Source organism: Kribbella sp. NPDC056345 (assembly GCF_042262745.1).
GTDB lineage: Bacteria > Actinomycetota > Actinomycetes > Propionibacteriales > Kribbellaceae > Kribbella.
Map to the genome: position 1 here is coordinate 802989 of NZ_JBHJQQ010000002.1, position 20618 is coordinate 823606.

20 protein-coding genes are annotated in these 20618 nt (G+C 67.1%); 11 read left to right on the forward strand and 9 right to left on the reverse strand.

The genetic code is table 11. The features are described from left to right. Window positions 1-20 precede the first annotated feature (20 nt). The gene (locus ACFCV3_RS09530; RefSeq protein ID WP_376028729.1) at window positions 21-1286 is read right to left on the reverse strand and encodes a DUF4032 domain-containing protein; all 1266 of its coding nucleotides are present in this window, start codon (window positions 1284-1286) and stop codon (window positions 21-23) included. 66 nt (window positions 1287-1352) lie between these two features. Here ACFCV3_RS09530 and ACFCV3_RS09535 point away from each other — a divergent pair, with 66 nt between their 5' ends. The 5 genes from ACFCV3_RS09535 (at window position 1353) to ACFCV3_RS09555 (ending at window position 7231) form a co-directional block, all read left to right on the forward strand. Then, window positions 1353-2345, forward strand: a complete 993-nt coding sequence (locus ACFCV3_RS09535) for a LacI family DNA-binding transcriptional regulator (RefSeq protein ID WP_376028028.1) — start codon at window positions 1353-1355, stop codon at window positions 2343-2345. A 157-nt stretch (window positions 2346-2502) separates the two neighbouring features. Further along, a complete protein-coding gene (locus tag ACFCV3_RS09540; protein WP_376028030.1) occupies window positions 2503-3867 on the forward strand; it encodes an ABC transporter substrate-binding protein in 1365 nt (454 codons plus the stop codon). Beyond that, the gene (locus tag ACFCV3_RS09545; protein ID WP_376028033.1) at window positions 3867-4811 is read left to right on the forward strand and encodes a carbohydrate ABC transporter permease; all 945 of its coding nucleotides are present in this window, start codon (window positions 3867-3869) and stop codon (window positions 4809-4811) included. Before ACFCV3_RS09540 ends, ACFCV3_RS09545 begins: the two co-directional genes overlap by 1 nt. Beyond that, window positions 4808-5680 (forward strand): carbohydrate ABC transporter permease, encoded by an 873-nt coding sequence (locus ACFCV3_RS09550; RefSeq protein ID WP_376028035.1) that lies wholly within the window; start codon window positions 4808-4810, stop codon window positions 5678-5680. Before ACFCV3_RS09545 ends, ACFCV3_RS09550 begins: the two co-directional genes overlap by 4 nt. A 9-nt stretch (window positions 5681-5689) precedes the next feature. Next, window positions 5690-7231 (forward strand): alpha-amylase family glycosyl hydrolase, encoded by a 1542-nt coding sequence (locus tag ACFCV3_RS09555; RefSeq protein WP_376028037.1) that lies wholly within the window; start codon window positions 5690-5692, stop codon window positions 7229-7231. Here the strand turns inward: ACFCV3_RS09555 and ACFCV3_RS09560 are convergent. From ACFCV3_RS09560 to ACFCV3_RS09585, 6 genes are all read right to left on the reverse strand, one after another. Continuing rightward, complete coding sequence (locus ACFCV3_RS09560) at window positions 7228-8481, reverse strand: type II toxin-antitoxin system HipA family toxin (protein ID WP_376028040.1); 1254 nt, start codon at window positions 8479-8481, stop codon at window positions 7228-7230. The two genes, ACFCV3_RS09555 and ACFCV3_RS09560, sit on opposite strands and share 4 nt — an antisense overlap. Then, window positions 8474-8797, reverse strand: coding sequence for a helix-turn-helix domain-containing protein (locus ACFCV3_RS09565; protein WP_376028041.1), 324 nt, complete (start codon window positions 8795-8797; stop codon window positions 8474-8476). Before ACFCV3_RS09565 ends, ACFCV3_RS09560 begins: the two co-directional genes overlap by 8 nt. A gap of 120 nt (window positions 8798-8917) precedes the next feature. After that, entirely contained in the window at window positions 8918-11128 is a 2211-nt protein-coding gene (locus ACFCV3_RS09570; protein WP_376028042.1) for a heavy metal translocating P-type ATPase, read from the reverse strand. Window positions 11129-11144: 16 nt separating this feature from the next. Beyond that, window positions 11145-12131, reverse strand: a complete 987-nt coding sequence (locus ACFCV3_RS09575; RefSeq protein ID WP_376028045.1) for a hypothetical protein — start codon at window positions 12129-12131, stop codon at window positions 11145-11147. Further along, window positions 12128-12346 (reverse strand): heavy-metal-associated domain-containing protein, encoded by a 219-nt coding sequence (locus ACFCV3_RS09580; RefSeq protein WP_376028047.1) that lies wholly within the window; start codon window positions 12344-12346, stop codon window positions 12128-12130. The genes ACFCV3_RS09575 and ACFCV3_RS09580 overlap by 4 nt, the downstream gene beginning before the upstream one ends. A gap of 17 nt (window positions 12347-12363) precedes the next feature. Continuing rightward, a complete protein-coding gene (locus tag ACFCV3_RS09585; protein ID WP_376028048.1) occupies window positions 12364-12660 on the reverse strand; it encodes a metal-sensitive transcriptional regulator in 297 nt (98 codons plus the stop codon). A 221-nt stretch (window positions 12661-12881) separates the two neighbouring features. On the opposite strand from ACFCV3_RS09585, the gene ACFCV3_RS09590 reads away from it, so the two are divergent. The 5 genes from ACFCV3_RS09590 to ACFCV3_RS09610 all read left to right on the forward strand — a co-directional run bounded on the left by ACFCV3_RS09590 (window position 12882) and on the right by ACFCV3_RS09610 (window position 17714). Then, window positions 12882-13709 carry a lysostaphin resistance A-like protein gene (locus ACFCV3_RS09590; protein WP_376028050.1) on the forward strand — a complete coding sequence of 276 codons (828 nt, stop codon included), beginning with the start codon at window positions 12882-12884 and terminating at the stop codon, window positions 13707-13709. After that, window positions 13709-14848 (forward strand): sensor histidine kinase, encoded by a 1140-nt coding sequence (locus ACFCV3_RS09595; protein ID WP_376028731.1) that lies wholly within the window; start codon window positions 13709-13711, stop codon window positions 14846-14848. The genes ACFCV3_RS09590 and ACFCV3_RS09595 overlap by 1 nt, the downstream gene beginning before the upstream one ends. Next, window positions 14845-15504 (forward strand): response regulator, encoded by a 660-nt coding sequence (locus ACFCV3_RS09600; protein ID WP_376028052.1) that lies wholly within the window; start codon window positions 14845-14847, stop codon window positions 15502-15504. Before ACFCV3_RS09595 ends, ACFCV3_RS09600 begins: the two co-directional genes overlap by 4 nt. A 309-nt stretch (window positions 15505-15813) precedes the next feature. Continuing rightward, window positions 15814-16737, forward strand: a complete 924-nt coding sequence (locus ACFCV3_RS09605; protein ID WP_376028054.1) for an ATP-binding cassette domain-containing protein — start codon at window positions 15814-15816, stop codon at window positions 16735-16737. Continuing rightward, window positions 16734-17714, forward strand: coding sequence for an ABC transporter permease subunit (locus ACFCV3_RS09610; RefSeq protein ID WP_376028057.1), 981 nt, complete (start codon window positions 16734-16736; stop codon window positions 17712-17714). Before ACFCV3_RS09605 ends, ACFCV3_RS09610 begins: the two co-directional genes overlap by 4 nt. Here ACFCV3_RS09610 and ACFCV3_RS09615 read toward each other — a convergent pair. Beyond that, entirely contained in the window at window positions 17711-18622 is a 912-nt protein-coding gene (locus ACFCV3_RS09615) for an AraC family transcriptional regulator (protein ID WP_376028059.1), read from the reverse strand. The two genes, ACFCV3_RS09610 and ACFCV3_RS09615, sit on opposite strands and share 4 nt — an antisense overlap. Window positions 18623-18720: 98 nt before the next feature. On the opposite strand from ACFCV3_RS09615, the gene ACFCV3_RS09620 reads away from it, so the two are divergent. Beyond that, window positions 18721-19374 (forward strand): alpha/beta fold hydrolase, encoded by a 654-nt coding sequence (locus ACFCV3_RS09620; protein WP_376028061.1) that lies wholly within the window; start codon window positions 18721-18723, stop codon window positions 19372-19374. Between the two features lie 62 nt (window positions 19375-19436). Here the strand turns inward: ACFCV3_RS09620 and ACFCV3_RS09625 are convergent, their stop codons facing one another. After that, window positions 19437-20516, reverse strand: coding sequence for an ABC transporter ATP-binding protein (locus ACFCV3_RS09625; protein ID WP_376028064.1), 1080 nt, complete (start codon window positions 20514-20516; stop codon window positions 19437-19439). Window positions 20517-20618: the final 102 nt, after the last annotated feature.

Below are 20618 nucleotides of genomic sequence, written 5' to 3' on the forward strand. Positions count from 1 at the left end.
AGTGCCTTGTCCCGAAGGTGTCAGTCGAGATCCGGGTCCATGGTGCTGCCAGGCAGCGGTGCCGGCGGGAGCGCCAGTTTCTCGTCGGGCTTGGCGCTCAGCACGTTCTCGACGTACGAGCGGGCAGCCTCCATCGTGTCGACCTCGTGGCCGGCCTGCTCGGACAGGAACCAGCGGTGTTCGAGGACCTCGTGGAAGACCTCGGCCGGCTCCAGCTTGCGCTTGAGGTCGCGGGGGACCGAGCGGACGACCGGTTCGAAGACGTCGGTCAGCCACTCGTGGGCGACGATCTCCTCGTCCTCGTTCTGCTGGTCGGTGGCGGCGGCGTAGGAGTCGAGGTCGTTGAGCAGGCGGCGGGCCTGGTTCTCCTCGACGTCCAGACCGGTCAGCCGGATCAGGCGGCGGGAGTGGTGGCCGGCGTCCACGACCTTCGGCTGGATCCGGACCTGGCTGCCGTCCCAGTCGGTGATGATGTCGATCTCGGCCACGTCGAAACCGAGCTCGTTGAGCCGTCGGATCCGCGAGTCCAGCCGGTGCATCTCGTCGGTGGCGAACTCCTCGGGAGCGGTCAGCTCGTTCCAGAGCGCCTCGTACCGGTCCTGGATCGACTGCACGATCTCCTGCGGGTCGAGCGACTCGTCCAGCAGACCGCCGGCCTCGAGGTCGGACAGCTCGCCGAACAGGTTGATCTCGGCCGTGTAGAGGTCGTGCGCGCGTTGGCCGCTGGAGATCTCCTGGTGCAGTTCGCCGGTCTCGGCATCCACCAGGTACGCCGCGAACGCGCCGGCGTCGCGCCGGAACAACGTGTTGGACAGGGAGCAGTCGCCCCAGAAGAAGCCGAGGAGGTGCATCCGGACGATCAGCGCGACCAGGGCGTCGATCAGCCGGTTCACGGTGTCCGGGCGCAGCGTGCTGGAGAACAGCGCGCGATACGGGAGTGAGAACTGCAGGTGCCGGGTGATCAGGATCGAGTCGATCGGCTCGCCGTTGCGGTCGATGCGGTCGGTGATGACGCCGACTGGCTCGACCGAGGGGGACTCGAGGCGCTCCAGATCGCGCAGCAGCCGGTACTCGTGCAGGGCGAGGTGCTCGAGCACCTCCTTGATCGCGTAGACCGTGCCGTTGACCCGGACGAACCGGACCACATGCCGCGAGATACCGCGAGGCAGCGCAACCAGCTCTTCCTCGGGCCAGTCCTCCAGCGGGATATCCCACGGGAGCGACAGTAGACCGGTGTCCGGACGGGTAGCGACAAAGCGAGGCACGGCGAACAGTCTGTCAGGAATATTGAGACTTCAGCGAGTACGCAAGTCCTTGCAAGAAATTGCGTAGATGGGCGTATTGTTTGCGTCATGACACGACGACTTGCAGAGGTGGCCAAGAAGGTCGGCGTCAGCGAGGCCACCGTGAGCCGGGTGCTGAACGGCAAGCCCGGAGTGTCCGAGGCGACCCGGGAAGCGGTGCTCACGGCGCTCGACGTACTGGGTTATGAGCGTCCGACCCAACTGCGTGGCGACCGGGCGCGGCTGGTCGGTCTGGTCTTGCCGGAGTTGCAGAACCCGATCTTCCCGGCGTTCGCCGAGGTCGTCGGGGGAGCGTTGGCGCAGCAAGGTTTCACCTCCTTGCTCTGCACCCGGACGGTCGGTGGTGTGTCCGAGGCGGACTACGTCGACCTGCTCTTGCAGCAGCAGGTCTCCGGGGTGGTTTTCGCCGGTGGGTTCTACTCGCAGGCGGACGCGCCGCATGCTCACTACGAGCTGATCCAGGAGCGGAAGCTGCCGACCGTTCTGGTGAACGCGGCCGTCGATCACCTCGGCTTCCCTCAAGTGTCGACCGATGACACGGTCGCCGCGGAGATGGCGATCGGACACCTGCGCACGCTGGGACACCAGCGGATCGGCATGGTTCTCGGCCCGCGGGACCACATCCCGTCGCGCCGCAAGCTGGCCGCGTTCCTCGCCTCCGACGAGGGGGATCCGAAGCTGGTCGAGCACACGATGTTCTCGCTCGAGGGTGGTCATGCCGCCGGCAGCCGGCTGGTCGCCGCGGGCGTCACCGGCATCGTCTGCGCCAGCGACATCCTCGCGCTCGGCGTCATCCGCGCCGTACGGCGGGCCGGTCTGGACGTCCCTGGCGATGTCTCGGTGATCGGGTACGACGATTCCGCGATGATGAACTGCACCGACCCGCCCCTCACTACCGTCCGCCAGCCGATCGACGCGATGGGCCGTGCGGCCGTCGAGATGCTGATGGCGCTGATCGAGCGAGCCGCCGTCGCGGCCGACGAACTCCTCTTCGAGCCGGAGCTCGTCGTACGGGCCTCGACGGCCCGGGCTCGCAGCTAGCTCTCACTGCCGGTAACGCCCCGTTCACCCCAGGTGGACGGGGCGTTGGTGTGTTCAGCCGTACTCAAGTCACGTTTTTGCAATCTTCTCTTGAAGTATTGCGTTCATGTGTCGACAACCCTACGGTGTGGCGCAGAGTCGAGGGAGAGGGTTCAACATGACGACAAGGCGCCGCGGGCTCAGCCTGCTGCTGGTGGCGGGACTCGGGCTGGGGGCCGTGTCCTGCGGCTCGGGGGACGACAAGCCGGGAGCTCAAGGCTCCGGCGGACCGGTCACGATCACGGTCGGCTGTCAGCCACCGAAGAGCAATCCGAAGGAACGGGAGGCCTGGGACGCCGACGTTGCCGCGTTCCAGAAGCTGCACCCGGACATCACCATCGAGAGCAAGGACGCGTTCCCCTGTATCAACCCGGACACCTTCCAGGCGAAGCTGGCCGGCGGGACCCAGGAGGACGTGTTCTACGTCTACTACACCGACGTCCAGAAGATCATCAAGGCCCGTCAGGCCGCCGACATCAGTCAGTACATCGGTGAGGTCAAGGCGGCCAAGGACCTGCGCCCGGATGTCCAGGGCGTCTTCAAGGACGGCGACAAGACGTACGGCCTGCCCCGCAACAACTACAACATGGGCCTGGTCTACAACCGCAAGCTGTTCACCCAGGCCGGGCTCGACCCGGACAGCCCGCCGAAGACGTGGGCCGAGGTGCAGGCCGCGGCCAAGAAGATCGCCGGGCTCGGCGCCGGCTACGTCGGCTTCGGTGAGTACTCCGCAGGCAACACCGGCGGCTGGCACTTCGCCGCGTCGCTGTACGCCCGCGGCGGCTCGATGGTCGGCGACGACGGCAAGACCGCCGCGTTCAACAGCCCCGAAGGCAAGGCGGTGCTGGAGAACCTGAAGACGATGCGCTGGAACGACAACTCCATGGGCAGCAAGCAGTTGCTGCAGTGGGAGGACCTGATGCGCATGATGGGTTCGGGCAAGCTCGGCATGATGATCGGCGCACCGGACGTGGTGCAGTCGGTGAACAACGACTTCCAGGGCAAGTTCGAGGACTACGGGGTGACCGCCGTACCGGAGTCCGAGGGCAAGTCGTCGCTGAGCGGTGGTGACGGCTACATGTTCAACCCGAAGGCGTCACCGGAGAAGATCAAGGCCGGTCTGCTCTGGCTGGAGTTCCACGAGCTCACGCCGGGTCAGGGCCAGTTCAACTACGCCCGCGCCAAGGAGCAGGGCCGCCCGGTCGGTCTGCCGATCCCGGACCTGTACGGCGACTCCGCCCCGGGGAAGGAGATCGTTGCCCTGCGCAAGCAGTTCGCCACGGTCCCGGTCGACCACTTCACGCCGTACGTGACCGCGCAGTCCACGATCACCAACAAGCTCGAGCCGCCGAAGGCGCAGGAACTGTACGCCGTCCTCGACGTCGCGATGTCCGCCGTCCTGACCCGTCAGGACGCCGATATCGACAAGCTGCTCAGCGACGCTGAGTCCAAGGCCAACAAGATCCTGGCAAAGAACACGTAATGACTGTCACCCAAGAGCGGGTACGCCGTCCTCAACCGAGGGCGGCGGGCCCGCGCCCGGACGATCGAGGTGCGCTGAAACGCGCGGTCGGGCGGAACCTCACGGCGTACGGATTTCTCTGTGGTGCGCTGATCTGTTTCGCCTTGTTCTCCTGGTATCCGATGGTCCGGGAGGTGGTTCTCAGCTTCCAGGAGAACAACTTCGTGGACCCCGGGAAGTGGGTCGGATTCGACAACTTCCGGAACGTGATCGAGGATCCGGCGTTCCGGCAGGCCTGGCTGAACACCGCGGTCTTCAGCGGGCTGGCACTGGTGGTCGGATATGCGGTGCCGTTCGTGCTGGCGGTCGTACTGAACGAGCTGAAGCACGCCAAGGCGTACCTGCGGTTCGTGGTCTACCTGCCGGTGATGCTGCCGCCGGCGGTCGCCGTACTGCTGTTCAAGTGGTTCTACGATCCGGGCGCCGGCCTGTTCAACCAGGTGCTTGGGGCTTTTGGGATACCGGCCTTGAGCTGGCTGGATTCCACCAGTACGGCGCTCATCAGCCTTGTGCTCGTGTCGACCTGGATGAACCTCGGGACCGGCACCCTCATCTACCTGGCCGCGCTGCAGAGCATCCCCGGTGATCTCTACGAGTCCGCCGAGCTCGACGGTGCCGGTCTGTTCCGGCGGGTCTGGCACGTGACGATCCCGCAGACCAAGCTGATCCTGCTGGTGATGCTGCTCCTGCAGGTCGTCGCCACCATGCAGGTCTTCATCGAGCCGTACCTGCTCACCGGCGGCGGCCCGGAGAACGCGACCGTCACGGTCGCCTACCTGATGTACCAGTACGCCTTCAACTTCGGTGACTTCGGTGGCGGTAGCGCGCTCGGCCTGATGCTGATGATCGTGCTGATGACGTTCTCCGCGATCTACCTGCGAGTCTCCCGGGAGGCGGAGCGATGACGAGAACCCTGGTGTCCCCGCTGTCCCTGCAGTCTTCGCGTGGCAAGGCGATCTACTGGACGATCCTCGTCATCACCGTGATCGGTTTCACCGGTGCCTTCGTCTTCCCGCTGTACTGGATGATCACCGGCGCCCTGAAGTCGCCCGACGAACTCGCGCAGATCCCGCCGAGCTTCTTCCCTTCGCATTTCGATTTCGGCGTGTACGTCGAGGCGTGGAACCAGCTCCAGCTCGGCGTCTTCCTGAAGAACACCGCCCTGTACGCCGGGGGCGCGTGGCTGTTCACCCTCGCAGTCGACGTCTCCGCGGCGTACGCGTTGTCGAAGCTCCGGCCGATGTTCGGGAAGGTCGTCCTCGGGCTGATGCTGGCCACGTTGATGATCCCGCCGATGGTGCTGCTGCTGCCGACGTACCTGGTGGCCAAGGATCTGCCGATCCTGCACCTCGATCTGCTCAACACCCCGTGGGCGATCTGGTTGCCGGCGGCCGCGAACGGGTTCTTCGTGTTCCTGCTGAAGCGGTTCTTCGACTCGATCCCGAAGGAACTGCTGGAGGCGGCCGAGATCGACGGCGCGTCACCGATGCGGATCCTCTGGTCGATCGTGCTGCCGGTGTCGCGGCCGATCCTCGGCGTGGTCTCGATCCTGTCCGTGGTGACCGTGTGGAAGGACTTCGTCTGGCCGCTGCTGGTGCTGCCGGAGACCGACAAGATGTCGATCAGCGTCGGGATCGCGTCGTTGTCCGCGCAGATGCCGCAGAACGTGCTGATCGCGTCGCTGGTGATCGCCAGTCTGCCCACGATCCTTGTTTTCTTCGTGTTCCAGCGCAGCATCATGGCCGGCCTCACCGCCGGTTCCCTCAAAGGTTAAGGAGCTTCGATGGCAGACGTTTGGTGGCGTGGCGCGGCGATCTACCAGGTCTACCTGCGCAGCTTTGCCGACGGCAACGGTGACGGGATCGGCGACCTCGCCGGTCTGCGCGCCAGGTTGCCGTACCTGGCCGAGCTCGGCGTCGACGCGATCTGGCTCAACCCCTGGTACCCGTCCCCGATGGCCGACGGCGGGTACGACGTCGCCGACTACCGCGCGATCGAGCCCGCCTTCGGCACGTTGGCCGAGGCCGAGGCGTACATCGCCGAGGCACACGCGCTGAACATCCGCACCATCATCGACATCGTCCCGAACCACGGCTCCGACCAGCAGGACTGGTTCCTCCAGGCCCTGCAGGCCGGACCGGGTTCGCCTGCACGCGAACGGTTCATCTTCCGGCCGGGGCGTGGTGATCAGCCGCCGAACGACTGGCAGTCGATCTTCGCCGGCCCGGCATGGACGCAGGTACCGGACGGGGAGTGGTACCTGCACCTGTTCGCTCCCGAGCAGCCCGACTTCAACTGGCGCAACCCCGAGGTGGTCGAGGAGTTCCACGACATCCTCCGCTTCTGGCTGGACCGCGGCGTCGACGGCATCCGGATCGACAGCGCCGCCGTACTGTTCAAGGATCTGGACAGCGTCGAGGAGTCCTACACCGACCACGACGAGGTGCACGACGTGTACCGCGAATGGCGGCGCATCACCGACTCGTACGACGGCCGCTTCCTGGTCGGCGAGATGTGGATGCCGGACCAGGAGCGCTTCGCGCTCTACCTGCGCCCCGACGAAATGCACACCGCCTTCAACTTCGACTTCCTCTCCCGCCCCTGGGAAGCCGCCGAGCTGCGCGCCTCGATCGACCTCACGCTCCAGACCCACATCCCGATCGGCGCACCCCCCACCTGGGTCCTCTCCAACCACGACGTCACCCGCCCGGTCACCAAGTACGGCCGCCCCGACACGTCGTTCTCCCACCAGGACCGCAAACACGGCATGCACACCGACCTGGTCCTGGGCGAACGCCGAGCCCGCGCCGCAGCCCTGCTGGCGATGGCCCTCCCCGGCGCCGTCTACGTCTACCAAGGCGAAGAACTAGGCCTCCCCGAGGTAGAAGACCTCCCCGACAACCTGCTCCAGGACCCCATCTTCGCCCGCTCCCAAGGCACCGACCGAGGCCGCGACGGCTGCCGAGTCCCCCTCCCCTGGTCAGGCAAGGAACCCCCCTTCGGCTTCGGCACCGGAACCCCCTGGCTCCCCCAACCCCCCGACTGGAAGAACCTCACCGTCGAATCCCAGCAAGCCGACCAGAACTCCATGCTCGCCCTCTACCGCAACGCCCTGACAATCCGCCGCCACCACCTGGGCGACGGATCCCTAACCTGGCTCGACTCCGCCCCCGGCGTCCTGTCCTTCCAACGAGAGTCCCTCACCAGCATCACCAACCTCACCCCCGAGCCGATCGACCTCCCGCCGTACCAGGACCTCCTCCTCACCAGCAGCCCCCTCGACAACGGCAAACTCCCCCCGGACACCACCGCCTGGATCCGCTAACCGCCGATCAGTTCTGCGATTCGCTGGGCCTGGTCACGCAGCGAGTCGGGAATCCCCGGCTCGCCTGCGGCCTTCGCAAAGGCCATCGGGATCTGCGCCCGGAGGGTTCTGACCCGGCTGATCGCCTCATCGTGGGTCAGACCCAGACGGTTGCCAACGACTGCCCAGTCCTTCTCGGTGACGCTGACCATGTCCCAGTGCTCGCCGATCTTCATCGCCGACTGCAGCCGCGACTCCTGGTCGTACGGCAGGTAGGACGCAACGTCGTACAACGGTGCCAGCCGGACATCGCGTGGGCCCAGCAGGATCGAGAAGTTCTTCGCGTGCGCATCCGTCGCCGCGATCGCGACGTTGTAGACGAGGTAGTCGAAGAACGTACGGAGGTTGGTCTGTTGAGACGCGGGCAGACCGCTGGTGGTGAGTAGCCGCCCGATCTGCGCAATGCCCGGGCCGCCGTCGGACTGGTACTTCTTACCGGGTGGGACAGAGAGCGCCTGGCACAGGTCCTCTTGGTGCAGCCGTCGCCAGCGACCGGCTTTGTCGAGTATCCGGTCGTACCGGCGGGCGACCAGCACCTCGTAGTGATCGGATGTGAGCAGCTCGGTGTCCGCGGCGGGCAGACCGCAGAGTTGTGCTGCCCGCAGACACAGGTGCTCGTTGAGGTGATGCCCGGCAAAGCGTGGCATCGAAGGTTTGAGAATGTGCGTGGTCGGTGTCGAGTCGCACGGCACTCCCCAACGCCCTTCCGGTGAGCGAAACAAGGCGATCTTGCTCTGAGCGCCGGCCAGACTCCATCGGCCTGCGTTCCGGCCCGGATCCCAGCTCTCCGGACTCCGGGCGAGGCCGGTGAGCGTTCGGTCGAAGTCCTCCTCGTCGAGCCACTCGATCTCACCTTGCCGACCGGCCGCGTCGTCGCAGTCCGACGTCATCGGCAGCACTTGTACGGCGCCCGCTACGTCGCGGCCGATATGCCCCAGCAAGGCGAACGGATTGTTGGCGGAGACGCCGTACTTCCGGCTGAGCCGCTGGAGCGCCGGCTCGCTGTCAGGCAGCAGCCCGGAGATGAACGCGAGAACTCTCTTGTTGGCGTGAGTGCCTTCTGCCTTGGGCATCGACAGGGACAACGGCACGGTCGACGCATCGTGCCGATAGGCGTCGTCGTACTCGAACGACAGGCTGCCGTGTGCGCTCTGCTGGAGAGTGCCGACCCGGACACCGTCGAGGTAGGTGGCGAGGTGTGCTTCAGCCATTGGCAGCTGGGGGCAGGCCGGACTGGGCCGCGGATTCGGTCGAGTCTTCGGTGAGGGTGCTGAAGACCTCCGACCAGGCGGCAGCGGTCAGGTCGTCGACGGCTGGATCGTCATCGCTGACCTCGAGGACAAGGCCGGCAGCCGCGAGTGTGTTCAGAACCAGTTGCAACTCGAGGCGCGCGTGGCCCTGTTCGAGCCGGACGAGCCACTCCCGGGAGACGTTTGCTCGGCGAGCCAGCTCTTGCTGGGTCAGGCCGTGCCGGCGGCGTGCGTCGCGCACCGCTGCACCGAGATTGCGTGCCGAGCGGATCTCCATGGCACCTCCTGATCAATGTGACCGTACCGCCACTTTAGCAAAAGTTGCCGTACGACCACAAAGGCGAAATGTGACCGTACGGCAACTTTATTGGATGTTGCCGTACGGCCACATTGTTGCTCAGGTGAGGGGTTTGAAGCGGCGGAGGCGGAGGCTGTTGGTTACTACGAAGACTGAGCTGAGGGCCATGGCGGCGCCGGCGAGCATGGGGTTGAGGAGGCCGGCGGCGGCTAGGGGGATGGCGGCTACGTTGTAGGCGAAGGCCCAGAAGAGGTTGCCGCGGATGGTGCGGAGGGTGCTTCGGGAGAGCCTGATGGCGTCGGCGGCGGCTCGGAGGTCGCCGCGGACGAGGGTCAGGTCGCTGGCTTCGATGGCTACGTCGGTGCCGGTGCCCATGCTGAGGCCTAGGTCCGCTTGGGCCAGGGCGGCGGCGTCGTTGACGCCGTCGCCGACCATGGCGACGACGCGGCCCTCGCCTTGTAGCTTCTTCACCGCATCCACCTTGCCGGCCGGTAGGACCTCGGCGATGACCTCGTCGATGCCTACTTCGCGGGCGACCTTCCGTGCGACGGCTTCGTTGTCCCCGGTCAGGAGGACTGGCCGCAGGCCGAGTGCTTTCAGGTCTTTGATGGCCTGGGCCGAAGTGGGCTTCACCGTGTCGGCGATCACCAGTACGGCGCGGGCCTGACCGTCCCAGCCGACGGCTACTGCGGTGCTGCCTTCGGCCTCGGCGTGCTCCTTCGCGTGCGCCAGCTCGGCGGGGAGGTGCTGGCTCCACTCCTCCAGGAGCTGGGTGCGGCCGACCAGGACTGCGTGGCCGTCGACGATGCCTTGGACTCCGAGGCCTTCGACGTTGCCGAAGTCCTCGACCTCGGGCAGCTTGCCGGCTGCCAGCGCGGCGCGGGCGACGGCTTGGGCGATCGGGTGCTCGCTGGAGTGCTCCAGCGCTCCGGCCAGGCGCAGTACCTCAGCGCGGTCCTGATCAGGCGCCAGCAGTACGTCGACCAGCTCCATCCGCCCCGTGGTCACGGTGCCGGTCTTGTCGAGGATGACGGTGTCGACGCGACGGGTGGATTCGAGCACCTCGGGACCCTTGATCAGGATGCCGAGCTGCGCGCCCCGCCCGGTGCCGACCAGGAGTGCGGTCGGCGTGGCAAGCCCAAGTGCACAAGGGCAAGCAATGATCAGTACGGCGACCGCCGCGGTGAACGCGACCTCGACCGGCGAACCGTTACCCAGCCAGAAGCCGAGCGTGGCCAGCGCCAGCCCGATCACGACCGGCACGAAGACCCCGGACACCCTGTCCGCAAGCCTCTGTACGGCGGCCTTCCCGTTCTGCGCGTCCTCCACGAGCCGCGCCATCTGCGCGAGCTGGGTATCCCCGCCGACCCGGGTCGCCCGGACCACGAGCCGACCGCCCGCATTCACGGTCGCCCCCACGACGGCGTCACCCGAACCGACCTCGACCGGCACCGACTCACCGGTCAGCATGGACGCGTCGACCGCGCTGCTCCCAGTGACCACGACCCCGTCGGTCGCGATCTTCTCGCCCGGCCGGACGACGAACTCGTCACCGACCATCAGCTGCTCGGCCGGGATCCGCGTCTCCACGCCATTTCGCAGTACGGCGACCTCCTTCGCGCCGAGCTCCAGCAGGGCGCGCAGAGCAGCACCCGACCGCCGCTTGGCCCGGGCCTCGAAGTACCGGCCGGCCAGGATGAAGGTCGTCACGCCGGCCGCGACTTCGAGGTAGATCTCCTCGGCGCCGCCACCTCGCGATGGGATCAGCGTGAACGGCATCGTCATCCCGGGCTCACCAGCGGAGCCGAGGAACAGCGCATAGAGCGACCAGCCGAAGGCGCTCAGCACGCCGACCGAGATCAGCGTGTCCATCGTCGCCGCGCCATGCCGCAGGTTGGTCCAGGCGGCCTTGTGGAACGGCCAGGCCGCCCACGTCACGACCGGGAACGCCAGCGTCAGCGACGCCCACTGCCAGAAGTCGAACTGCAGCGCCGGAATCATGCCGAAGGCAATCACCGGTACGGCGAGGACGGCGCTCGCGATCAGTCGCTCGCGCAACGGCCGGAGCTCGTCGATCTCGTTTTCCTTGCCCTCAGCAACAACTGGGAGAGCCGCGGTGTAGCCGGTCTTCTCCACGGTCGCGACCAGATCGTCGGTGGTGACACCGTCGCCGTACGTGACCTTGGCCTTCTCGGTGGCGTAGTTGACGGTCGCGGTCACCCCGTCCATCCGGTTCAGCTTCTTCTCGACCCGCATCGCACAGGAGGCGCAGGTCATCCCACCGATGACAAGTTCAACGGATTGGCTCATGGTTGCTGCTCTCCTCTCAGTGACCGTGCGGGGTGTCTTCATGCGATGGCGTGGACGGCTTCGACGGCTGCGACGGCAGCACGGTGGGCGGAACGATCGCCTTGCCCTCGCCACCGACCTGCACCGTGAACTCGGCCGTGTGCACAGCGCCCGCATGCTGGAAGTCCAGGAACAGCCGGTATGTCCCGGCCGTCGGGAAGGTGGTGCCGAACTTGATCTCCGGCCCGCCCTTCATCCCTGCCTTGGCGTCTTGCGACGGATGGTTATGCAGGTAGGCGAGGTCGCCGCTGCGCAGCGAGACCAGATGCCCGAACGCTCCGAGATACGGCTGCAGATCGGTGACCGGCTTGCCGCCGCTACTGACCCGGAACGTCAGCTCGGATTCCTTCCCCGCAACCGGAGTCCCGGCCAGCGTCACGTCGTACTCGTGCACGCTGTAGCTACTGGCCGGATCGTTCAGCGGGACCGGGATGTACAGCCCGGACACGTTCACATCGGTCCCGAGTGTCAGCGTGCGATCGAACCCGGCCGGCTGGAAGTCGGCGTACAGGCGCCAGGTGCCACCGGCTGTGAACGTGAACGGAATCGACCACGTGCCACCGGCATCCCGCGTGGGATGAACATGATGGAACCCGGACAGATCCCGCCGTACGACGATCAGGTGCAGATCCTTCTCGTGGGTCGGGGTGTAGCCGGTGACCGGCTTCCCGTCCGGACCCTTGATCGTGAACCGCAGCACCGTCTTGCTGTTCGCGGTGAAGAACGTCGACTCCGGCTCGAAGGTGTAGCCGGCGTCGGACACCGCGAGCCCGGGCAGCTGCCCACTCGACTCGCTGTGCCCGGCCCCGTGGGTCTCACCGCCCATACCCGCCATGTCGGTGGGGGGAGCGGGGTCGGCCGCCGCGACCGGGTCGACGGCGGAGCCGATCGCGAACGCCGCCGCGAAGGCGAGCGCGAGCGCACCGGCGAACGCGCCGAGCCGGAGCGCGACGGCCCGGCTCATGACGCGGCCAGTTCGTAGCCCGCCTCGTCGACGGCCTCGCGTACGGCGGTCTCGTCGAGTACGGCGGCGCTGGTCACGTGCACGGCGGACGTGCCACCGGCGTTCAGGTCGATCTTCACCTCGGTGACGCCGTCCAGCTTGGTGAGTTCCTCGGTGACGGCCGACGTGCAGTGCCCGCAGGTCATGCCGCTGACGGAGTAGGTCGTGGTGGTCATATCGGTCTCCTTTGAAGTTAGCTACGGACCAGGCGGGCGATCGCGTCGGAGGCCTCGCGGACCTTCTCCTCCGCCTCCGCGCCACCCTTCTGCGCGGCCTCGACCACGCAGTGCGACAGGTGCTCGTCGAGCAGCTCGAGCGAGAACGACTGCAGTGCCTTGGTGGCCGCCGACACCTGGGTCAGGATGTCGATGCAGTACTTGTCCTCCTCGACCATCCGCTGCAGACCGCGAATCTGTCCCTCGATCCGCCGCAGCCGCTTCAGGTGGCTGGACTTCTCGGACGTATATCCGTGGACGTGTTCTTCGGTCATCGGCGGATCCTTTGCTCGCGCTTGCTACCCCTCCGGGGTATGTCGACACCCAGAAAGTACCCCCTCCGGGTATCAGAAGCAAGTCCGCGGCGAATACCGGTCGGGGGTATGTCGTGTCCCCCGTGCGAGCTACCGCGAAGTGCCCGCTCAGTGGTGACGCTTCGCAGTCGGCAGATCCCTAGCGTTTGAGGCATCACGCCAACCTCGACGAAGGAGCCGTCATGCGACTGATCAAGCAACTCGCCGTCGTCCTGCTGATTTCGCTGATCGGCGGCCAGCTCATGGCCGCCGCGAACTGGAACACCCCGCTCGCACTGCTCATCGGGTTCGGTACAGCCATCGCCGCGCTGTTCGGATATCGCTGGGTGGTGCGACGTACCGAACGTCGCGACGTGACCGAAGCCGCCTGGTCCGGAGCCGCCGCCGCGGTTGGACGTGGGTTGCTCATCGGCCTCGGCATGTTCGTGGCCGTGATCGCGAACATCGCTCTCCTCGGCGGCTACCACGTGGCCGGCTGGGGTTCGGTGAGCGGCGCCCTCGCGCTCTTCGGGTTCACCGCGGCAACGGCGGTGACCGAAGAGCTGATGTACCGCGGTGTGCTGTTCCGGATCATCGAGGGTCGTCTCGGCACCTGGGCCGCGCTGGGCCTCACCGCAGCGCTGTTCGGGCTGTCCCATCTGCTCAACGCGAACGCCACGCTGTGGGGTGCCCTCGCCATCGCGGTCGAGGCCGGCGGAATGCTGGGTGCGGCCTACGTTGCCACCCGCAACCTCTGGGTACCGATCGGCATCCACTTCGCCTGGAACTTCGCCGAGGGCGGCATCTTCGGCACCGAAATCTCTGGCAACAACACCCCACAGGGCCTGCTGGACGGCGTGCTGTCCGGACCCTCCATGCTGACCGGCGGGGCGTTCGGCCCCGAAGGCAGCGTGTACTCGGTGGGCGCCGGACTGCTCGTCACCATCGCCTTCCTGTGGCTGGCTCGGCGGCGCGGCAACCTCGTCGCTCCCCGCCGCCGGAGTGCACCGGCCGCTACCCTCGTCCCGTGATGCGGATCCGCGAGCTGTGGCGTCGTTCCAGCGTGCTGGTCCGGGATCTGCCGCTGGCCCTCGCGCTCGTGATCGTCTCGCTCGTCCCGGCCATGGACGGTCAGGGCACCCAGGTCGGCAACCTGCCCACGCGACCACAGGATGCGTTGGCGCTCGCCGTGATCGCGCTCGAGAGCCTCCCGCTGCTCGGCCGCCGCCGCTGGCCGGCTGCCTCCTTGGCGCTGGTGGCGATCGGTTTCGCGATGGATCAGTTGCTGGCCTATCACACGGCCTCCAGTACGGCGTTGCCGATCGCGCTCGTGAGTACGGCGCTCCACCTGGAGCAGTACCGGCGGACGGCGATGATCGCCTTGTCAGCCGCGTACGTCGTGTTCGCGGTCGCGCTGGATTTGCGCGGGTCGACCGAGGGAACCGCCGGGTACATCCTCTTCTACCTGGCGCTGGTGGTTGCCTGGGGCATCGGTTCCTGGCTCCGGCTGAACCGCGCCGCCGAGGCCGAACGACGCCGGCACGTCGCGGAACTCGCCCGCACTACCGAGCGCAGCCTGATCGCCCGGGACCTGCACGACATCGTCACCCATCACGTCACCGCGATGGTGGTTCAGGCGGAGGCAGCCCGCTATCTGACCGCCGCACCGGAGCGCCTCGACGACACCCTGACCGCGATCACCGACACCGGCCGGCGAGCCATCTCCGACCTGCGGCATCTGCTCGACGTCCTCAACCCGGATCACGGGAGCGAACCGCGGTCGCCGTCGATCGGCGAGCTGGGCGCACTGATCGAGCAGGCCAGGCAAGCCGGTCAGCCGGTCGAGTTCCGCGAAGAAGGCGAGCAGTTGGCGACCACCGGCAGCGCCGAGGTGACGACGTACCGGGTGGTGCAGGAGGCTCTGACCAACGCGCTCAAACACTCGCACGGCGGCCGTACGGCGGTCCGCGTGCGGCACGGTGAACGGGAGATCGACGTGGAGATCCGCACCGAGAACACCCGCGCGCACACCGTCTCCCCGGGTGGGAGCGGGCGCGGTCTGAGCGGTCTGCGTGAGCGGGTCGAGGTGCTCGGCGGCGACTTCACGGCGGGCGAGCGGGACGGCGGGTTCGTCGTACAGGCTCGGATTCCGGTCGGGGGAGCGGCGTGACCGCGCCGGTGCGCGTCCTGGTCTGCGACGACCAGGCGCTGATCCGGACCGGGTTCGCCACCATCATCGACGCGCAGCCCGACCTCGAGATCGTCGGCGAGTGCGGCGACGGTCGCGCCGCGGTCGAGCTCGCCACCCTGCTGCGGCCCGATGTCGTCGTCATGGACGTGCGGATGCCGGTCCTGGACGGTATTGAAGCTACCCGGCTGCTGGCCGGCGACGGTGTCGAGCATCCCGTGAAGGTCCTGGTGGTCACGACGTTCAACCTCGACGAGTACGTCTACGAGGCGCTCCGCGCCGGAGCGAGCGGCTTCCTCCTGAAGGACGCTCCGCCCGCCCAGCTCCTCAACGGCATCCGCACAGTTGCCACCGGCGCCGCCCTGCTCGCGCCCGAGGTCACCCGCCAGCTCGTCGGCCGGTACGCCGCCCGGATCCGCCCCGCCCAGGTGACCCCGGAGGACTCCCCGCTGACCGCACGAGAGCTGGAAGTCCTACGGCTCATCGCGGACGGCATGTCCAACAGTGAGATCGCCGAAACACTCGTGATCAGCCCGGAGACCGTCAAGACCTACGTCTCCCGCATCCTCACCAAACTCAACCTCCGCGACCGCGTCCAGGCCGTGGTCCACGCCTACCGCCACGGCCTGGTCAGCTGACGCGAGCTGCGTGCTGGGCGAGTCCGGTCGCCATCCGCTGCATGAAACGCCGCAGGTACCACTGAAGGAACCAGCCGGTCCCGCGACCGGCAGCACCAGATGCAGGTCCGCCGTACGTACCGATCCATGTCGAACCCGACGTACGGCGTGAGGTCGAAACGAGTCGTCGGAAACACCATGCGACCCAGCCTACGAGTGCCGAGCCGTGGCCTGTTCGGGCGAGAGTTCAACCAAACAGCCTTCGGTGGAGTCTTCCTCTGCAAGGATGTTCGTCCCCTCACTGCGGGGGAACGACGTGAGAGGGGTGGCATGCCTGACCTGGCGATCAGTACGCGCGGTCTGCGCAAGACGTACCGGACCCGGCGCGGCCGGACAGTAGTGGCGGTGCAGGGGCTCGATCTGGATGTTCCGGTCGGGGGTGTGCACGGTTTCCTCGGTCCCAACGGCTCCGGGAAGACGACGTCGATCCGGATGCTGCTCGGGCTGATCCGGGCCGACGCCGGCACGATGACGGTCTTCGACCGGCCGGTTCCGGCCCGGCTCCCGGAGGTGGTCGGGCGGGTCGGTGCGATCGTCGAGTCGCCGAAGTTCTTCCCGGCCTTCAGCGGCCGCAAGAACCTGGAGCTGCTCGCCGCGGCCATCGGCGCCCCGAAGCAGCGAGTGACCGAGGTGCTCGAGCAGACCTCCCTGGCCGAGCGCGGCAAGGACCGCTTCAAGGGCTACTCGCTCGGTATGAAGCAGCGGCTCGCGATCGCGGCCACCCTGCTCAAGGACCCGGACCTGCTGATCTTCGACGAGCCGACCAACGGCCTCGACCCGGCCGGTATCCGGGAGATCCGCGAGACCATGCGTGGGCTCGGCGACCAGGGCAAGACCGTTCTGGTCAGCAGCCACATCCTGGCCGAGGTCGAGCAGGTCGCGGACACGGTCTCGATCATCGGCCACGGGCGGTTGCTCGCCTCCGGCACGGTCGCTGAGGTGATCGGCGGCGGTACGACGACCACCGTGAAGGTCGGTGTGGACAACCGTGAGGCGGCCACCCGGGTACTCACCGCGGCCGGGCTCGTGGTCCGGGCCGATGGCAACTATCTGCTGGTGGACGGGGTCGAGCACCCCGCCGAGCTGACCAAGCGGCTCGCCGACCAGCAGTTGTACGTGAACGAACTGGTCCCGATCCGGGCCGACCTGGAGTCGGTGTTCCTGGAGCTGACCGCAGGGGAGGGGCTCGCGTGATCCGCCTGACCGGAGTGGAACTGCGCCGGCTGACAGCACGCCGGATCACCATGATCGGGGTGGCAGGCGTCGTACTGATCACGGCGTTCCTGCTGTTCGTGACGTGGCGGGAGGCCCGGCCGCTGTCGGAGGCCGAGCAGCGGCAGTCCCAGACGCAGTTCGAGATGGCCCACCGGGACTGGGTCCAGAACCACGAGGCGAACGAGGCCGAGTGCCGCAAGACCTACGACCAGACACCGGACCCGAAGCCCTCCATCGACGAGATGTGTTCGTACCCGGAGCCGAAGGCGTCGGAGTGGGGCAAGCCGCAGGCAGTCTTCGCGGAGATGATCCCGAACCTGCTGCAGGGCGCGTCGTACTTCCTGCTCTTCGCTGCCTTCCTGATCGGCGCCAGCTTCGTCGCGGCCGAGTTCAGCTCGGGGGCGATCGGCAACTGGCTGACCTTCGAACCGCGCCGGCTGCGGGTCTACGCCAGCAAGATCGTGGCGGCCGGCCTCTGGTTCGTCCCGCTCGGGTTGCTGATCACCGGCGTCCTGACACTGGGCGCCTACCTCATCACCGCACAACTCGGATCAACCGCAGGCACCGACTGGAGCGACGTCGTCGGCTCCCTGTCCCGAGTCGTCACCACAACGGCGATGGGCGCAGTCCTCGGCGCAGTCGTCGGCCTCGTACTGCGCCACACCGCAGCCGCGATCGGCCTCGTGATGGGCTACATCGTGCTGATCGAAGGCGTCTTCGGCAGCTTCCTCCAGAAGGCCCAGCCCTGGCTCCTGGGCCGCAACTTCGACGCCTTCGTCCTCCACGACACCACCTACTACCTCAACAAATGCGCCACCGACGCCAACGGAAACTACAACTGCGAATCCATCGAAAAGGTCCTGACCTTCGAACACGGCGCCTGGTACCTCGGCATCCTGACCCTGGTAGCAGTAGTAGCAGCCGCCGCCATCTTCCAACGCCGAGACGTCAACTAACCCGGTCGGTGCACGGGTGGTCCACCCCGCCCGTGCACCAATCCCGTACGGGAGCGGTATTCACCGGGGGACAGGCCGTTGAAGCGTTTGAAGGCGGCGCTGAAGGCGCTTTCGGTGCGGTAGCCGGAGGCTGAGGCGATGACGGCGATGGTGTCCGTGGTGTCTCGTAAGGCGCGGGCGGCGGCGTGCATGCGGAGGCGGTACAGGTAGTCGAGGGGTGTCAGCCCGACGGTTTGCTTGAACCGCTCGAAGAAGGTGGATCGCGACATCGCTGCCACCGCGGCGAGTTCGCTCACTGTCCAGGGGTGGGTCAGGTCGTCGTGCAACGCCCGCAGGGCCGGTCCGAGTTGCGGGTGGACCGAGGCGCTCATCCAGCCCGACTTCGCGTGGTCGCGCAGTACCTGCAGCAGTAGTACTTGGGCGAGCCGGTCGAGGATCAACCCACCGCTGTCGAGCTCCCGGGCAATCAGCTCGATCGTCGCGTGGGCCAGCCCGGCCTCGGCGTCGCGCACATGGATGAACGGCGGCAGTACGTCGAGAAACCGGGCCTCGGAATGGCAGGTGAAGCCCGCGCCGAGCAACGTCGTGTCGTGACCTCGACCGATCCGGGCCACTTCGCGGGGTACGCCGTTCTCGTCGTCGTAGACAGTTGCACCGAACACCGACGGCGTGTCCGGATCAGCGGCGATGCGGTACGGCCGTCGACCGACGATGACGTAACAGTCTCCCGCCTCGGCCCAGAAGCTCTGCTCGCCGACCGTCACGTGTACGCGCCCCTCGACGACGACCTCGACCCGAAGGTCCAGCCGGCCGATGAAATGCAGTGCCCACCGCCCACCCGCGTGCAACGGCGTCGCGACCGCCCACTGCACGCTGAGCATCGACAACAGGTGCTCCAGCGGATTCACAGATTCGGACGCTCCCGACAGTACGGCGGACTCTCGATCATGGTTCGGACGATGCTGCCTGCATAGCGTGGACCCAATCAGACTAGAGGAGAGCCTTGATGGACCGCGGGAACCTGTTGCTCGTACACGGTGCTTGGCACGGATCATGGTGCTGGGACCAGTTGATCCCCGAGCTGCGGACCCGAGGCTGGACCCCACTCGTGATCGACCTGCCGAGTACGTCGGCCTCCCCGGCGAGCGGCCTCGACGACGATGCCGCGGTGGTGCGGAACGCACTGCAGGCCCTCGACGGACGCGTGACAGTCCTGGCGCACTCGTACGGCGGAGTCCCGGTCGCGGAAGCGGCAGAGTCGGCGGACCAACTCATCTACCTGGCCGCGCACCTGCTGGAACCGGGCGAATCGGTCGTGAGTCCACTGGGTGGCCCCTGGTACGAGCAGGGGACGAAGGTGCTGGACGTCCCGGAGCCAGCCCGCGACCTGCTCTTCGCAGACGTTCCGGACGAACTTGCCGCGTGGGCGGTTCAGCAGCTGCAGCCGCAGAGCGCGCGAGCGTTCGAGGACGTGCAGACGACGGCAGCCTGGAAGACGGTGCCGACCGCAACGATCTTGTGCGAGGACGACCGGGCCTTCCCGCCGCTGTTCGCAGAACGAGCCGCGAAGGCGGACGTCGTACGGTATCTGCCCGGTTCGCACTCGCCGTTCCTGTCCCGCCCGGCCGCCCTCGCCGACCTGATCAGCGACCTCGGCTAGTGCGCTGACCGACGAAAGGCCCCGGAGCCTGAGCTCCGGGGCCTTTCGGGACAGCTGGTGGATCAGGCCGTGAGGCGCTCCTCGGTGGAGGAGGAGAACAGGTGCAGCTTGTCGGTCTGGGCCTCGAGGTGGATCAGCGAGCCCTTCTCGACGTTCATCCGGGCGCCGATCTTGGCGACGATCTGCTGGTGGTTGCCGTCGTGCTCGGCGGTGCCGTAGAGGAAGGCGTCGGCGCCGAGCTCCTCGATCACGGCGACGTGGACCGGCAGGCCCTTGTCGGAGACCTTGAAGGCCTCGGGGCGGACGCCGATCGACACGGTCTTGTCGCTACCGGCCTTGGCCAGGATGGAGCGCTCCACCGGGATCGTGTAGTCGCCCAGCTTGACACCGCCGTCGACCAGCTCGCCCTTGAGCAGGTTCATCGCCGGGGAACCGATGAAGCCGGCCACGAACAGGTTCTTCGGGTTGTCGTACAGGTTCAGCGGGGTGTCGACCTGCTGGAGCAGGCCGTCCTTCAGTACGGCGACGCGGTCGCCCATGGTCATGGCCTCGACCTGGTCGTGCGTGACGTACACGGTCGTGACGCCCAGCCGCTGCTGCAGCTCGGCGATCTGGGTGCGGGTCTGGACCCGGAGCTTGGCGTCGAGGTTCGACAGCGGCTCGTCCATCAGGAAGACCTGCGGGTTACGCACGATCGCGCGGCCCATCGCAACCCGCTGACGCTGACCACCGGAGAGCGCCTTCGGCTTGCGGTCCAGGTACTCCTCCAGGCCGAGCAGCTTGGCGGCCTCCAGGACGCGCTTGGCGCGGTCCTCCTTGGAGACACCCTGCATCTTCAGCGCGAAGCCCATGTTGTCCGCGACCGACATGTGCGGGTAGAGGGCGTAGTTCTGGAACACCATCGCGATGTCGCGCTCTTTCGGCGGACGGTGCGTGACGTCGCGGTCGCCGATGTAGATCGAGCCTTCGTTGACCTCTTCGAGGCCGGCCAGCATCCGCAGGGAGGTGGACTTGCCACATCCGGACGGGCCGACGAGAACCATGAACTCGCCGTCCTCGATCTCGAGGTTGAGCTTGTCGACGGCGGGGGTGTCACCACCGGGGTAGATCCGGGTGGCGGCCTTGAAAGACACAGTAGCCATGTCTGGGTACATCCCTTCACCGGCAGGAACGTGCCGGACGATCCGAGTAAAGGCCCCCGGGCGGGGGTGCGCTCATCTTCGCCGCCCGCGCTGCTCCTGACA